13 protein-coding genes are annotated in these 13,409 nt (G+C 71.5%); 6 read left to right on the forward strand and 7 right to left on the reverse strand.

The features are described from left to right. The first annotated feature begins 170 nt into the window (after positions 1 to 170). Together IE295_RS16945 and IE295_RS16950 are read left to right on the forward strand one after the other, a co-directional pair. A complete protein-coding gene (locus tag IE295_RS16945; RefSeq protein WP_190064492.1) occupies positions 171 to 905 on the forward strand; it encodes a response regulator transcription factor in 735 nt (244 codons plus the stop codon). After that, on the forward strand, positions 902 to 2,296 hold the full coding sequence (locus IE295_RS16950) for a sensor histidine kinase (protein ID WP_190064493.1): 1,395 nt from the start codon (positions 902 to 904) through the stop codon (positions 2,294 to 2,296). Before IE295_RS16945 ends, IE295_RS16950 begins: the two co-directional genes overlap by 4 nt. A gap of 15 nt (positions 2,297 to 2,311) precedes the next feature. Here the strand turns inward: IE295_RS16950 and IE295_RS16955 are convergent, their stop codons facing one another. Further along, a complete protein-coding gene (locus IE295_RS16955) occupies positions 2,312 to 3,709 on the reverse strand; it encodes an LmeA family phospholipid-binding protein (protein ID WP_190064494.1) in 1,398 nt (465 codons plus the stop codon). 404 nt (positions 3,710 to 4,113) lie between these two features. On the opposite strand from IE295_RS16955, the gene IE295_RS16960 reads away from it, so the two are divergent. After that, a complete protein-coding gene (locus tag IE295_RS16960) occupies positions 4,114 to 4,545 on the forward strand; it encodes a hypothetical protein (protein ID WP_190064495.1) in 432 nt (143 codons plus the stop codon). Positions 4,546 to 4,583: 38 nt separating this feature from the next. On the opposite strand, the gene IE295_RS16965 is transcribed toward IE295_RS16960, so the two are convergent. Then, the gene (locus tag IE295_RS16965) at positions 4,584 to 5,570 is read right to left on the reverse strand and encodes an EamA family transporter (protein WP_190064496.1); all 987 of its coding nucleotides are present in this window, start codon (positions 5,568 to 5,570) and stop codon (positions 4,584 to 4,586) included. A 68-nt stretch (positions 5,571 to 5,638) separates the two neighbouring features. Between IE295_RS16965 and IE295_RS16970 the strand changes: the two genes are divergently transcribed. Beyond that, positions 5,639 to 6,493, forward strand: coding sequence for a LysR family transcriptional regulator (locus IE295_RS16970; RefSeq protein WP_190064497.1), 855 nt, complete (start codon positions 5,639 to 5,641; stop codon positions 6,491 to 6,493). A gap of 27 nt (positions 6,494 to 6,520) precedes the next feature. Here IE295_RS16970 and IE295_RS16975 read toward each other — a convergent pair whose 3' ends face one another. Continuing rightward, on the reverse strand, positions 6,521 to 7,417 hold the full coding sequence (locus IE295_RS16975; protein WP_224323080.1) for an MBL fold metallo-hydrolase: 897 nt from the start codon (positions 7,415 to 7,417) through the stop codon (positions 6,521 to 6,523). Between the two features lie 175 nt (positions 7,418 to 7,592). Then, positions 7,593 to 7,982, reverse strand: a complete 390-nt coding sequence (locus IE295_RS16980) for a VOC family protein (protein WP_190064499.1) — start codon at positions 7,980 to 7,982, stop codon at positions 7,593 to 7,595. Positions 7,983 to 8,128: 146 nt separating this feature from the next. On the opposite strand from IE295_RS16980, the gene IE295_RS16985 reads away from it, so the two are divergent. Beyond that, positions 8,129 to 8,770 carry a TetR/AcrR family transcriptional regulator gene (locus IE295_RS16985; RefSeq protein ID WP_190064500.1) on the forward strand — a complete coding sequence of 214 codons (642 nt, stop codon included), beginning with the start codon at positions 8,129 to 8,131 and terminating at the stop codon, positions 8,768 to 8,770. Between the two features lie 36 nt (positions 8,771 to 8,806). Here the strand turns inward: IE295_RS16985 and IE295_RS16990 are convergent, their stop codons facing one another. The 3 genes from IE295_RS16990 to IE295_RS17000 all read right to left on the reverse strand — a co-directional run bounded on the left by IE295_RS16990 (position 8,807) and on the right by IE295_RS17000 (position 10,058). Continuing rightward, positions 8,807 to 9,322 carry a GNAT family N-acetyltransferase gene (locus IE295_RS16990; protein WP_190064501.1) on the reverse strand — a complete coding sequence of 172 codons (516 nt, stop codon included), beginning with the start codon at positions 9,320 to 9,322 and terminating at the stop codon, positions 8,807 to 8,809. Between the two features lie 227 nt (positions 9,323 to 9,549). After that, positions 9,550 to 9,747: a hypothetical protein gene (locus tag IE295_RS16995; RefSeq protein WP_190064502.1), complete on the reverse strand. Its 198-nt coding sequence runs from the start codon at positions 9,745 to 9,747 to the stop codon at positions 9,550 to 9,552. Between the two features lie 86 nt (positions 9,748 to 9,833). Beyond that, positions 9,834 to 10,058, reverse strand: a complete 225-nt coding sequence (locus IE295_RS17000; RefSeq protein ID WP_190064503.1) for a hypothetical protein — start codon at positions 10,056 to 10,058, stop codon at positions 9,834 to 9,836. Between the two features lie 361 nt (positions 10,059 to 10,419). On the opposite strand from IE295_RS17000, the gene IE295_RS17005 reads away from it, so the two are divergent. After that, positions 10,420 to 13,071, forward strand: a complete 2,652-nt coding sequence (locus tag IE295_RS17005) for a hypothetical protein (protein ID WP_190064504.1) — start codon at positions 10,420 to 10,422, stop codon at positions 13,069 to 13,071. Positions 13,072 to 13,409: the final 338 nt, after the last annotated feature.

Here is a 13,409-nt window from a genome sequence, read left to right on the forward strand (position 1 = left end):
CGTCACGGCCGGAGGACACCGCTGCCGGACGACATCACGTGCCGGACCGCATCACGTGCCGGCCGCATCACGTGCCCGGCGACGACACCGCGGACCGCACCCGCCGCCCCGGTCGCATGCGACGCTGAGAGCGTCCGCCGCCCATGACGTACACCCGTGAGGTACCGCCGATGAGCCCCGCCGAGCACGGCGACCAGCCCGCCCGCATCCTGATCGTGGACGACGAGCCCGCCGTCCGCGAGGCGCTGCGCCGCAGCCTCGTCTTCGAGGGCTACGCGACGGAGTCCGCCGTCGACGGGCTGGACGCGCTCGAGAAGGTGGGGACGTACGACCCGGAGCTGATCGTTCTCGACGTGCTCATGCCGCGCATGGACGGCCTGACGGCCGCACGCCGGCTGCGCGCCTCCGGGGTGACCGTGCCGATCCTGATGCTGACCGCCCGCGACACCGTGGGGGACCGGGTGACCGGACTCGACGCCGGGGCCGACGACTACCTGGTCAAGCCCTTCGAACTGGACGAGCTGCTCGCCCGCATCCGCGCCCTGCTGCGCCGCAGCTCCTACGCGGCCCCCGCCTCCGCCGCGGCCGACGCGCGGACGCTGTCCTACGCCGACCTGCGCATGGACCTGGCGACCCGCGAGGTGACCCGCGGCGAGCGGCCGGTGGGTCTGACGCGCACGGAATTCACGCTGCTGGAGCTGTTCATGGCGCATCCCCGGCAGGTGCTGACGAGGGAACAGATCCTGAAGTCGGTGTGGGGCTTCGCCTTCGAGCCCTCGTCCAATTCGCTGGACGTGTACGTGATGTACCTGCGCCGCAAGACGGAGGCGGGCGGGGAACCGAGGCTGGTGCACACCGTGCGCGGGGTGGGGTACGTCCTGCGAGCCGACGGCGGAGCCGAATGATCACGAGATTCCGGCGGCTGCCGCTGCGCTCGCGGCTGGCGCTGCTGACCGCCGCCGCCGTGGCCGTCGCGGTCGCCGTCGCGGCGGTCGCGTGCTGGCTGGTCACCCGGCAGGAGCTGGCCCACCAGCGGGACACGACGCTGACCAGCGTGCGGGCGGACGACACCACGGTCAAGGGACTGCTGCGCAACTGCGGCACGGCACCCACCGGGCCCTCCGCCCTCTTCCGGCCCTACACGGTGCAGATCATCACGAGCGAGGGCTTCATCTGCAGCACGGTCGGCACGTCCCCGATCAAGGTCGAGGCCGACGACCTCCTCGTCGCCCGGCAGCAGCGGGGACAGGCGCTGCACGACGCGCGGGCGAACGACGGCACGTGGATGCGGGTCGCGACGTCCCAGGGCCCGGTGCCCGGCACCGCCGTGTCCATCGCCCAGCCGCTCAGCGAGATCGACCGGCCGCTGAACGCGCTGGCCCTCGTGCTGGCGGCGGTGGCCGGGTTCGGGGTGCTGGGCGCCGCGACGGCCGGACTGTGGGTCGCCCGGGCCGGGCTCAAGCCCGTCGACCGGCTCACCGGCGCGGTCGAGCACATCGCGCGCACGGAGGACCTGGCCGTCCGCATCCCCGTCGAGGGGGAGGACGAGATCGCCCGGCTGTCCGCGTCCTTCAACGCCATGACCGCCGCCCTCGCCTCCTCGCGCGACCGCCAGCAGCAGCTCATCGCGGACGCCGGGCACGAACTGCGCACCCCGCTGACGTCGCTGCGCACGAACATCGACCTGCTGGTGCGGAGCGAGGCGACGGGCCGGGCGATTCCGCCGGAGGACCGCAAGGAGCTGCTGGAGAGCGTCAAGGCCCAGATGGCGGAGCTGGCCGGACTGATCGGGGACCTGCAGGAACTCTCCCGCCCCGACGGCCCGGCCGGCGGCGGCCCGCTGCAGGTGATCGCGCTGCACGAGGCCGTCGAGCGGGCGGTGGGGCGGGCCCGGCTGCGGGCCGTCGGAGCGGGGCTGTCGATCGACGCGGAGCTCGGCAGCTGGTACGTACGCGCCGAACCGGCCGCGCTGGAGCGGGCGGTGGTCAACCTCCTGGACAACGCCGTGAAGTTCAGCCCTCCGGGTGGTGTGATCGAGGTGCGCCTGGTGAACGGTGAACTGACCGTTCGCGACCACGGGCCGGGCATCCCGGCCGACGAACTCCCGCACGTATTCGACCGCTTCTGGCGTTCGCCGACCGCCCGCAGCCTGCCCGGCAGCGGCCTGGGCCTGGCCATCGTCGCCCATACGGTCCGGCAGGCGGGCGGCGAGGTCACGCTGGCCCCGGCCGAGGGCGACGGCACGATCGCCTCCGTCCGGCTGCCGGGCGCGGCGACGGAGCCGCCCCGGCTGTGAGGCCGGCGCGAGCCCTTACTTCCCCACCGGTAGGCCGGCGGCCGTCAGCTCCACCCGGATGCCGTCCCGCTGGACCGTCACGGCGCGCAGGTGCAGGTCCTCGGCCTGCGGGGGGAGCCGGAAGGAGAGCGCGAGCCGGTCGGCGAGCGCGGGCGGCTGGAGGCGGGTGAGGGCGGTGACCAAGTGGGGGTCGATGCCGAGCCGTTCCAGCAGCCACGGATGGTCGACGACCACGTCGACGAGGTTGATCTTCGTCAGCTGCTCGACGAAGCGGGGCGCGCCGGTGAGCTCGTGCAGCCGCTCCTCGCTGCGCAGGGCGAGGGCGACGTCCTCGTCGGTCACCCCGAGCCGGGCGGCGATGGCGGGCACGGACAGCAGCGCCTTCACGCGGGCGGCATCGCGGCTGATGCGCTCGGCCGCCTCGGGGTGGAGGGTGAGGGTGCGGCCCTCGCCGGGGCCCGGCCGGTAGGTGGCGACGCGGGGGAGGTCCAGGCTCATGTCGTCGACGGCGGTGGAGACGGCGCGGTCGCCGTCGCGCCGCAGCCGGGCCCGGGCCCGCAGGACCAGTTCCTGCCCGGCGACGGACAGTCGCCCCTTGGCGCCGATCGCGTTGTCGCCGAGGTCGCTGAATCTGACCTGGGAGGCGCCGAGCTCGCGGTTCATGTCGTCGAAGGCGAGCAGGACGTTGCCCTCGAGCTGCCCGACGACGGCCCCGCGGATGCCGGCCGGAAGGCTGCCGGTGAGCCGGATGTCGCGCGCGCTCGCCCGCACTTTGGCGAGCGATACCCGGTCGGCGGCGACGTCGGGGACGGTGACGTCGACCTGCCGCAGGTGCTTGGTCAGCACCTGGGTGAGGAAGGGGAAGCCCCTGATGTCCACCTGCGGCTGGGCCTCGAGGTGCAGCGCCTGCTGCAGCTTCTGCTGGGCCTTCTTCTCCGCGTACATCACCGCGCAGCGGTCGGCGAGGAGGAGGAAGGCGGTGCCGAAGAGGAGGGCGAGCAGGAGCTTGGTGGCCCGGCGGTAGGTCCGCAGGGGGCTGGGCGGGCGCCGCCGGCCGTGGCTGCGAGCGCGGCGTCTCCGCCGGACGGCGTGCCGACGGGGGCGGTGGGGCGGGCGGGCCCGGCGGGGCCGTCGCCGTCGCCGGTGGCCGGGGGGTGGTTCGGGGGCGGCGTCGGGGCCGGGGGGCGCTTCGGGGGCGGCGTCGGGGCCGGGGGGTGCTTCGGGGACGGCGTAGAGGCCGGACGGTGGTTCGGGGCCGGCGTCGAGGCCGGTGCCGAGGCCGGGGTCGCCTTCGCTGTGGACGCCGAGTAAGAGGGGTGGTTCGGCGGGATGCTCGTATTCGGGGTCGGCGAGTGACACCAGGTCATCGCGGTGACCGGTGGGGTGGGCGGATATGCCGGTGGGGGTCCGCATCGCTCTATCCCAACACGGCGAATGCCCTCGAACGCAAGGGCTACCCCCGGTACTCACGGATTATTTGCGCCAGTTCGAACGCGCGTCTTAGCACCAATACGAGCAAAAAGCGGGGCGGTTTTCAGCCGTTGGGCCGGGGTTTTTCTCCTTGGCCGACCGGGCGCTCTAGCGTGACCTACATGACACGCGCTCGGGGGAGTCGCGACGACCACGCGACATGTGCGGCAGTGACGGGCCGGAACAAAGGCTCATATGTGCTCGAATCTGTGTACGAGCATCCCGTAGGATTCCCAACCAAGATCAATAACTCGCGATCGCCATTACCGCCCGCATCGTCGTAGACCGCGACGCAGCGGACCGCGACGCAGCGGACCGGGGTGGTGGCGCAGGGGGAGGGAATCCTGATGACGTCATCCCGTTTCGGGCGCCGCGCCGCGGGCGCCGCCGCCGCGCTCGTCCTGGCCGGCGCCGGTGCGCTGGCCAGTGCGTCTCCGGCCGCCGCCAAGGGGTACGACCTGGCGTTCGAGAGCGGCTCGCTGAGCGGGCAGAACGCGCTGGCGGCGAAGGTCGCGTACTCCTGCGACGAGCACAACGACTACGCGCTGGTCGTCAACGCCACCAAGCTCAACGTCACGGGCCACGACGAGGCGAACGCCTCGGGCCTCATCAAGGCCGACAAGCTCACCTGCGACTACACGCTCCACACCGCCACGCTGAACCTGCGCACGCAGGCCGGCTCGCGGTTCGAGCAGGGCGACCAGGTGAAGTTCACCGTCTTCTACTTCGACAGCGACGGCTTCAGCTTCTTCAAGCAGGACAAGGTCGTCACCCTCTAGGCGCGACTTCTAGCCGCGACCGGGCGACGCCGAGCGACTCACTCGCCCTCGCCTTCGCCGCTGGCCCTGCCGCCCGTACGCACCGCGCCCGCGCTCGCCATGACCACCATGGCGATCGCGGCGCACTGCGGCAGCGACAGCCCCTGGCCCAGCACCAGATAGCCCGCCAGTGCGGCGACGGCCGGCGCCAGAGCCGTCAGCACCGCGAACGTCGCCGTCGGCAGCCGGCGCAGGGCGAGCAGCTCCAGGGTGTAGGGCACGCCCGAGCTCAGCACCGCGATCGCCAGCCCCAGACCGAGTACCCCCGGTTCCAGCAGTGCCCCGCCCGATGCCCCGACGCCGAGCGGGAGGCTGACCAGCGCGGCGACGGCCATCGCGATGGCCAGACCGTCCAGCCGCGGAAAACGCGCGCCCGCACGGGCGTTGAGCACGATGTACGCCGCCCACATCCCCCCGGCACCCAGGGCGAAGGCCGCGCCCGCGGCGCTGAGCTCACCGAAGCCGTCGCGGCCCAGCAGGTAGACCCCGGCCAGCGCGAGAGCTGCCCACAGCAGGCCGGCGGCGCGGCGCGAGGCGACGACCGACAGCAGCAGCGGCCCGAGCACCTCGAGGGTGACCGCCGCCCCCAGCGGGATGCGGTCGATCGCCTGGTAGAAGAGGATGTTCATGCCGCCGAGCGCCAGGCCGAACCCGCAGACCACCGCCCAGTCGGCGCGCGAATGTCCGCGCAGCCGGGGCCGGGTGACGGCCAGCAGCAGCGCCGCGGCGAACGTCACCCGCAGCGCGACCGTGCCGAGCGCCCCGGCCCGGGGGAACAGCAGCGCGGCGAAGGCCGACCCGAACTGAACGGACAGCGTGCCGGCGAGCACCAGGCCGATACCGCTGAGCGCGCCGCGCCCCGCGGCGTGACGAAGGACGACGTGACGAGGGGCGACGTGACGGGGGATGTCGTGATGGGGAACGTCGTGACGAACGGCGGCAGGCGCGGCCGTCGTCGCGGATGAGGTGTGCACCGGGGAGGTCATGCCCCCACGCTAGGAATCCGGCTACGCCGTGTGAAATGCCGAGGTCGGCGCGGTTATGCTTCCGAGGCATGACCATCGAGCTGCGGCACCTGCGTGCCTTCCTCGCCATCGCCGAGGCGGGCACCATCACCCGCGCCGCCGCCCACCTCCATCTGACCCAGCCGGCGCTCTCCCGCACCCTGCGCCAGCTCGAGGACCACCTCGGCGCCCGCCTCGTCGACCGCTCCACCCACCACCTCGAGCTCACCGCCGAAGGCCACGCCTTCCGCGACAGAGCCCTCGCGGCCCTCTCCGCCGTCGAGACCGCCCTCGACCCCAGGGGACTGAGAAGCCGGCCCCTGCGCCTGGGCCACACCTGGGCGGCGCTCGGCGACCACACCGTCCCCTTGCTGCGCCGCTGGGACGAAACACGCCCCGACGTACCGCTGGAGCTGCTCCGCGTCGACGACCGCACGGCCGGCCTCACGCAGGGCAAGGTCGACGCGGCCCTGCTGCGCGGCCCGGTCACCTCGGCCGGGCTCCGCACGGAGCCGCTGTTGTGGGAGGAGCGGGTGGTGGTCATGCCGGCGGACAGCCCGCTGGCGACCCTTCCCCGGGTCACCCTCGCAGACCTCGCCGCCTATCCGATCGCCCTCAACACCGTCTCCGGCACCACGACGAAGGACCTGTGGCCGCCGACGGCCCGGCCCGCCGCGACCATCGAGGTGACCAACACCGACGAATGGCTCATCGCCATCGCCGCGGGCCGCGCCATGGGGGTCACCACGTCGGCCACCCCCAGCAACCACACGCACCCCTCGCTGGTCTACCGCCCGCTCGCGGACGCGCCGGCCGTTCCCGTCGTCCTCGCCTGGCGCGACGGACTGGGACACCCGGCCATCCCCGACCTGGTGGCACTCGCACACCAGATCCTCGCGGCCTGAGAGCCTCCTGCCGGGGCGGGCCGCGCGCTACCAGCGCATGGCGGTGAAGTCGACGGGCCGGGGCTCGAGCGCCTGGGTACGAGCCGTCAGGCCGCGCAGCCGCCGGCCCATCTCCGGCGCGGACAGCCGCTTGCGGTCGCCGTGGCCCGGCAGCACCCACTCGAAGCGCAGCCTTTCGGCCGTACGGACCAGGGAGGCGGCGAGCTCCACGACCGAGTACCAGACGACGTTGTCCGCCACCTCCAGGTCGCCCGTCGTGCGCGACCAGTAGAAGCTGTCGCCACTGAAGCAGTACCGGTCGTCGGCGACGTAGAGCACGCTGCCCAGCGTGTGCCCCGGGAGCGGGTGGACGACCACCCCTTCGGCGATCTCGACCGGATCGGTCCCGCGCAGGACGTGGTCGGCGTCGGGCGCCGCGTCGAGGTCGCCCTCATGGATCCACAGCCGGGCCCCGAACCGGTCCGCGTATTGGCGCCCGTGCGCGGCGTGGTCCCGGTGTGTGAGCAGGACGTCGGTGATGGGCCCCTCGCTCGCCGCCTCGTAGCGGTCCGCCAGGGCGGAGCTCCAGCGCGGGGTGTCGATCATCATCGTGGTGCCGGACGGTCGCCGGAGCAGATACGAGTTCGCGGCGGCGGTGTGGGGCGAGTTGTGCCCGCAGAGGGAGACGGTGTCGTCGAGGGCGAGGGGGAACGGATCCAGACCGGGGTCGAGGCGGTGTTCGGCGTGGCGGATGGAACGGGTGTGACACGCGTACGCGGCCGTGTGCATCTGCCGCACCTCCGCCTCCGTACGCGGCTGCCGCACCACTTCCGCGCGCCCGTCGACCTCGCCGATGAGGCCGGGCGCGAGCTGCCGGGCGACGTCGCAGTTCGTACACCGCGAGTCGACGTACCATCCGCCGGTCTGGGGTGACGCTGTTTCCACGGGACTCTCCTCACGAGGTGCTCGTTGCGTGGTGTCAGCACGCATCAACCAGTGAAGCCCGCGTCGGCCGGAAGGCGAAAGGCCCGCCCGCCCTTGTGCTTTCCGGCGGGACCCGCTCTCACGGGCCTCGGCGCAGCCGCACGCGCGGCTCCGCCGAGGCCGTTGAGCGGGGGCGTCAGGCGCCGGCGGGGGCAGCCCATTCGACGAGCTGGACCACGACTCCGTTGGGGTCGGTGACCTGGAAGAGCCGCTCGCCCCAGGGCTCCTCGCGCAGCGGCATGGTGAGGGTGACGCCCTCGGCGCGCAGCCGGCGCTCCTGCTCCTCGATGCCTGTCACGACGAACGCCACGATCAGGCCGGAGGCGCGCTGGTCGCGCTGCTCGGCGGGCAGCACCGGTATGCCGCGCTGCAGCAGGACCAGGTCGACGGCCGCGTCGTCGCGGGACAGCGAGGCGAAGCCGTCCGCCGCCATGGTCTGCGCGTAGCCGAAGTGCGTGATGAAGAAGTCCCGGGAGGCAGCGACGTCGTCGACGGTCAGGGACACGGCGGAAGCGGTGACGTTCATGGGGCTCCTTGGCAGGGCTGTCGCGGTCCGGGTGGGCGGCGAGCGGGAAATGCGTACCCACCGCGTAATCTTGCTACGAACGTAAAGTTAACCCCAGGCGATTCCATGCGTCAAGCGAAAACTTACGTCGGATGTAAGATTCCTCCATGCGCAGTGAACCCATGGGCCTCAGGGAGTCCAAGAAGCAGGAGACCAGGCAGTTGATCTCCGCTCACGCGACCAGGCTCTTCATCGAGCAGGGCTTCGAGAGCACGACCATCGCCGAGATCGCCGCCGCGGCCCGGGTCGCGAAGAAGACCGTCACCAACTACTTCCCGCGCAAGGAAGACCTGGCCCTCGACCACCACGAGGAGTTCGTGACGAGCCTGGCCCGGGCCGTCGACGACCGCGACCCCGGCGAATCGGCCCTGGACTCACTGCGCCGCGCCTTCGACGGCGCCGTCGAGGACCAGGACCCCGTCGCGGGCTTCGCCGGGCCGGACTTCTCCCGCATGATCGCCGACAGTCCGACGCTCACCGCACGGCTCCGCGACCTCCACGACCAGCGCGAGGAAGCCCTCGCCCACGCCCTGGCGGCCGCCACCGACGCCGCCCCCGGCGACATCGTTCCCAGGGCCGCCGCGGCCCAGCTCGGCGCCGCGCACCGCGTCCTGTTCCAGCGGATCCAGGAGCTCACCCTCGCCGGGTACGACAACGCCCGTATCGCCGCCCTCGTCGGCGCGGACGCCGGGGCGGTCTTCGGCCTCCTGGAGCCCTCCCTGGCCCACTACGCCACCCGCGCCCACTGACCCGGCCCGGACCGAAGCGGCCCGAACGGACGTGGTCTAGCGGAGCCTCTTCTCCAGCCAGGCCACGTCCCAGAACGTGCCGAACTTCCGCCCGACCTGCTCGAGTACGCCGGCCGGGCGGAAACCGAATCGTTCGTGCAGCCGCATGGACGCCGCGTTGGGCTGGGTGATGCCGGCGTACGCCCGGTGGACGTCCTCGGTGGCCAGGGCCTCGAAGAGGGCGTCGTAGAGCAGGCCGCCGAGGCCCCGGCCCGTGTGCTCGGGGGCGAGGTAGACGCTGGTCTCGACCGACGTCTCGTAGGCCTGCTTGTCGCGGAAGGGGCCGCTCGTGGCGTAGCCGAGGACCGTGCCGGCCTCCTCGGCGACCAGGAGCCGGTGACGGCCGGTGGCGGGGTGCGCGTCCAGCCACGCGCGGCGGGCCTCGAGGCCGACGGGGGCGATGTCGAAGGTGATCGGGGTGTGGGCCACGTAGTGGTTGTAGATGCCGGTGAGCGCGACGAGATCGTCGTACGTCCCCGGCCGGACCCGCGTCGCCGTCGTGCTGTCGCGCATCAGTGCTCCCTCGCCGCCTTCCTGGCGCGGGACGCTACCCGTGGGCTGTTACGCGCACATTTCGGCTACGGGGCCCCGCTCACATCAGCGTCGTGGCGGTGGCGACGACGCGGGCCCTGCGGGGCTCGTCGGGGTTGCCGTAGCGGACCTCGACGCGGGGGTAGGACCTCAGGAGGGCGGGCGACCCGCGCAACGCCATGGGGGGGGGAAATCCGGCCGACCGTGCGCTAGAGATCCAGCGGGTCCGGCAGCGAGATCACCTGGATCCCTCCCGCACTGAGCCCGATGGTCCCGTCGAGGTGAGCGTCGACGAGGACGACGTGCACGTCGACGTCGGCCTGGGCCGGCGCGGCCAGGGCGGCACCGGCCGCGCAGAACAGGGCGGTCGCGGTGAGGGCGGTGAGCATGCGAGGGATGAACTTCATGCGGTGCTCCTTACCGGCGTCGAATCCCCGTCATGCCTCCTCCGCGCGCGAGCGCCACCCCGCACCACCGCGCGCCCCGAGCGGGCTCAGCCGTCGCCCGCGGCCGAGGCGAACTGCCGCTGCTCGGCCTGCTCGAGCCAGGCCAGGTACCAGCGCGTGAACGTCACCGGCTCACCCTTGTCGCCGAGCTTGTCGTCGAGCAGCGGCGCGAGGTCCACGCCGTCCGCCCGGCCGTCCGACCAGACCCGCCCCCGCTCCGGGCCGCTCACGACCAGCCACTCGCGCAGCGCACACCCGAGGTGCGCGATCACGACCGCGCCGGGCGTGCGGCCGCTCGAGGGAAGGGCGGTCCACAAACGCTTTTACGGCGTCGAAAACGGCGGCCACCCGGACCGGACCGGCGTCTGCGTCCGAGAACGTCGTGAGCAGGGACTCGGGGATGTTCTGGCGCCCCGCCCAGCCCCGCATGGCTGTGAGCCCGCGGTCGACCGCCTGTAGTTCGGGCAGTTCACCGGTGGTGCGCACACCGATCAGGACGACTGCACGCTCCATGGCCTCTCCATTCGCGTGCCCTTCATTCGACGGTATCGCAGGTGCTGGAAATCGGCCGATTTGCCCTCCGCTGGAACCGTAGAAGACTGGAAGTGACGGCCCGAATCACCGGGGGTCGACATGTCTTCTCGGCCTGAGAGGCACGCCACCACCGAAGCTTCGCTGCTGCCGCTGCCGCATGTGTGGCGGACGGCGGTCTGGACGGGGTTTGCGGCCCTGGCGTTGTTGTCCGCCGTTCACGCGGTCGGACAGCGGAAGCCTGCGTGGCACGTCACAGGCGACTGGTGGGGGCCGTTCGAGGGGCTCTTCGAATGGGTGATGCAGTGCGTCGTCGGGGTCGCGCGGCTGGTGACGAGCGAGGGCGACGGGGCCCCGCTGAACGTGCGCCTCGGGTGTCTGTTCCTGCTCATTGTCTGCTTCGTGCTGTGGCGACGGGCCATGCTTGCCCGGAACGCCTACCGGCCGGGCCCGGTGGACGTGCAGAAGCTCGTCGCGTCGAGCCCGGAAGTCGAGCAGCAGGTCGAGGGGCTCACGGCGCAGCTGCGCAAGTACCTGTCGGAGACGAACCTCTACCCGCCGAGTGCGCTCCCGGCCGAAGCACCTGCCGAGAACTTCATCGATTTGCTCGGGGACGTCGACATCGAGCCGAAGAAGCTCGGCACGAGTCTGCTGCGGCTCTTCAGCCGGCTTCGGCCCAAGGTCGCCTACACGGTGCGCGGCGTGCTGCGGGAGCGGGCGCAGGAGCCCCGGTGCGGTGTGACGGTCACCGTCACGTCGTACGCCATGAGAGGCAGCCGTACGGAGACGCGCTGGGAGAAGACCTGGGACGCCGTTGTGCGTTCGGCCGGGAACTGGGTGATGGCTTCCCTCGTGCCGGTGACCCGGGCCGGCAAGCGGCCGCCGTGGCAGGCGTGGCACGGCCAGGACCTGAAACCGGAGTTGTTCGCCGCCTATCAGGACGGCAGACGCCTCAGCAAGGAGCGCAGGCTCGACGACGCGCTGGAGCGCTTCTACACGGCGCTGAGCTTCGATCCCGCGAACCTTTACTTCCGGACTCAGATCGCCGGCATTCAGGAGAAGCTCTGGCTGCACATGGACGCCCTCGAGACGTATTACGGGGCGATGATGCTGGACGGGTGCACGAACCGGCAACGGGAGCAGTATCTCGGCCTGGGGCCCTGGGACATCCGCAGGTGGATCCGGCGGTACCGGGGGTGGCGTGCGGGGCTTCTCGAGGTCCGCTACCGCTACGCCGTCGTGCTGGGTGTCGGTGAACGGCTCGCCAGTGAGTGGTGCACCAGCGACTCCGACAACAACCGCTTCCCGCAGCGGGCACACGCCCGCCGCGAGATCCAGGCAGCGCTGATCCCTGCCTTTACCGACCGGCACTGGCGGGCCTTCAAGGGCTGGACGAGGGTCACACCGCAGGCGCCGGAGTTGGAGGAGGAGTTGAGGATCAAGGGCTGGCTCACCAAGCTCCTCGAGGCGCGTGAGGAGGAGTGGCTCATCCGGCTCGTCTTCCAGCAGGCTTGTGTCGACGAGATGCGGCGGATAGCCCGGGATTCTCCGTGGTCACACCTGCTACCCCTCGTCGATACCCGCCACCGCGGAACCTTCACCCGGGCCTCGCTCCGGCTCAACCGCAAGGTGTGGGCACCTCTGCGGCTCGCCTGGGCCGACCGTGTCCGCCCGCACGGATCGCCGTGGTTCGGTGTCAAGCTGGCAGGGGTGCCCCCGAACCCGACGTGGCTCAACGATGTGAAGCAGCTCGACAAACGGGTCCAGTACGTGCTGGACCGGCGAGTTCTGCACTGGCTGAAGCAGTGGGCCAGGGACTGGCTTTCCTGGTTCCGGCTCCGGCGGCCGTGGCAAGACAGCTACAACGCGGCCTGCGTCTACGCGGCGGCGATGAACTACCGCCCCTTCAAACCCCAACAGGACCGCCTCGCTCGGCTGGCCGTGACCGAACTGGAGAACGCGACCAGGACTGACCGGAACGGCTCTCATTCCCTCATGCGTTCATGGGTGCTCATGCAGGACCCCGACCTGAACATGCTGCGCCGCAAGCCGTGTTTCATCCGGTTCGAGCGTGAGGTCTATCCGCATGCCACTCCTGATCACCACCGCCCGATGGAGCCGGTCGCGGCAGAGACCACGGCCTACCACCGACGGATTCTCCAAACCGCGGCACGGGTGATGGAGCACACCTGGCGCGTCAGGAGGAAGCAGCTCCTCGCCGAGCCGGACGTCGTCGCCCAGTGGTTCGCCAGTGAACGCGAGGCATGGGATTGCGTCTACCAGTTCGCCAGGAACGGGGGGCGTGACTGGCGGGTCCGGGAAAGGCTGCTGCAAGCCGTCCGCGGGATCACCGACCCGGCCCTCTGGGACCGCTACGGGCTGCCGCCCGGCCTGCCCGAGCTGGACGACCTCCTGGACGACGCCAGCCGGTCCGAACCCCAGAACGCCAAGAAGCGGGTCAAAGAGGCCAGCGAACGCACGAAGGAACTCCTGGACAGCGTCGGGGAGTACGTGGATACCGGGCGTTCGGACGGCAATCCTTGCGTCTCACCGGTTCACCGCAGCGCGCAGTGGCTTGCCGCGATCAGACGGGATCCCGCCTCCTTCGCTTTGCTGCCGCGGAGTGCGGCCTGGCAGGTGTGCTGGGACTTTGAGGCCGTGTGGCGCGCGCTCGACGAACATCTCGATCCCGAGAGGGGCGAGGACGACGCCCCCCTGAGGGAGGCGCTGCTCCGCCTTCGGGAGCCGCCGTAGGCCTTGACGGGATGCCGCCTCCGTGTGCCTGCCGTCGGGCGGCGGCAGGCGCCTTCGAGGCGTGGGTCTGCAGGTAGGTGACGAACGCATCCAGGTCCGCGCGAATCGCTCTCATCGTCGGCGAGCCAGGTCGCCGAGTTCTTGCTCGAACACCGGTCCAGTCGGGTGGAATTCGGGGGTTCACCATTGATCACTTATGTCGCGCGGTTGCTGCTCCGCTCCCTGGGCGGGGCGCACGACCTTGGCCGGGCCCGTGACGGGTGGGGCGGTTCCTGGGTGCTGATGAGTTCGCCATCCACGTGGTCAGGGTGCCACGAGGTGTGACATCGGCGCGTCAG

This window comes from Streptomyces griseocarneus (assembly GCF_014655595.1).
Classification (GTDB): domain Bacteria; phylum Actinomycetota; class Actinomycetes; order Streptomycetales; family Streptomycetaceae; genus Streptomyces; species Streptomyces griseocarneus.

Excerpts from the sequence above, each read along its gene's own strand:
- IE295_RS16945 (WP_190064492.1), top strand. The coding sequence starts at position 171 with ATGAGCCCCGCCGAGCACGGCGACCAGCCCGCCCGCATCCTGATCGTG.
- IE295_RS16950 (WP_190064493.1), top strand. The coding sequence starts at position 902 with ATGATCACGAGATTCCGGCGGCTGCCGCTGCGCTCGCGGCTGGCGCTG.
- IE295_RS16955 (WP_190064494.1), bottom strand. The coding sequence starts at position 3,709 with ATGCGGACCCCCACCGGCATATCCGCCCACCCCACCGGTCACCGCGAT.
- IE295_RS16960 (WP_190064495.1), top strand. The coding sequence starts at position 4,114 with ATGACGTCATCCCGTTTCGGGCGCCGCGCCGCGGGCGCCGCCGCCGCG.
- IE295_RS16965 (WP_190064496.1), bottom strand. The coding sequence starts at position 5,570 with ATGACCTCCCCGGTGCACACCTCATCCGCGACGACGGCCGCGCCTGCC.
- IE295_RS16970 (WP_190064497.1), top strand. The coding sequence starts at position 5,639 with ATGACCATCGAGCTGCGGCACCTGCGTGCCTTCCTCGCCATCGCCGAG.
- IE295_RS16980 (WP_190064499.1), bottom strand. The coding sequence starts at position 7,982 with ATGAACGTCACCGCTTCCGCCGTGTCCCTGACCGTCGACGACGTCGCT.
- IE295_RS16985 (WP_190064500.1), top strand. The coding sequence starts at position 8,129 with ATGCGCAGTGAACCCATGGGCCTCAGGGAGTCCAAGAAGCAGGAGACC.
- IE295_RS16990 (WP_190064501.1), bottom strand. The coding sequence starts at position 9,322 with ATGCGCGACAGCACGACGGCGACGCGGGTCCGGCCGGGGACGTACGAC.
- IE295_RS16995 (WP_190064502.1), bottom strand. The coding sequence starts at position 9,747 with ATGAAGTTCATCCCTCGCATGCTCACCGCCCTCACCGCGACCGCCCTG.
- IE295_RS17005 (WP_190064504.1), top strand. The coding sequence starts at position 10,420 with ATGTCTTCTCGGCCTGAGAGGCACGCCACCACCGAAGCTTCGCTGCTG.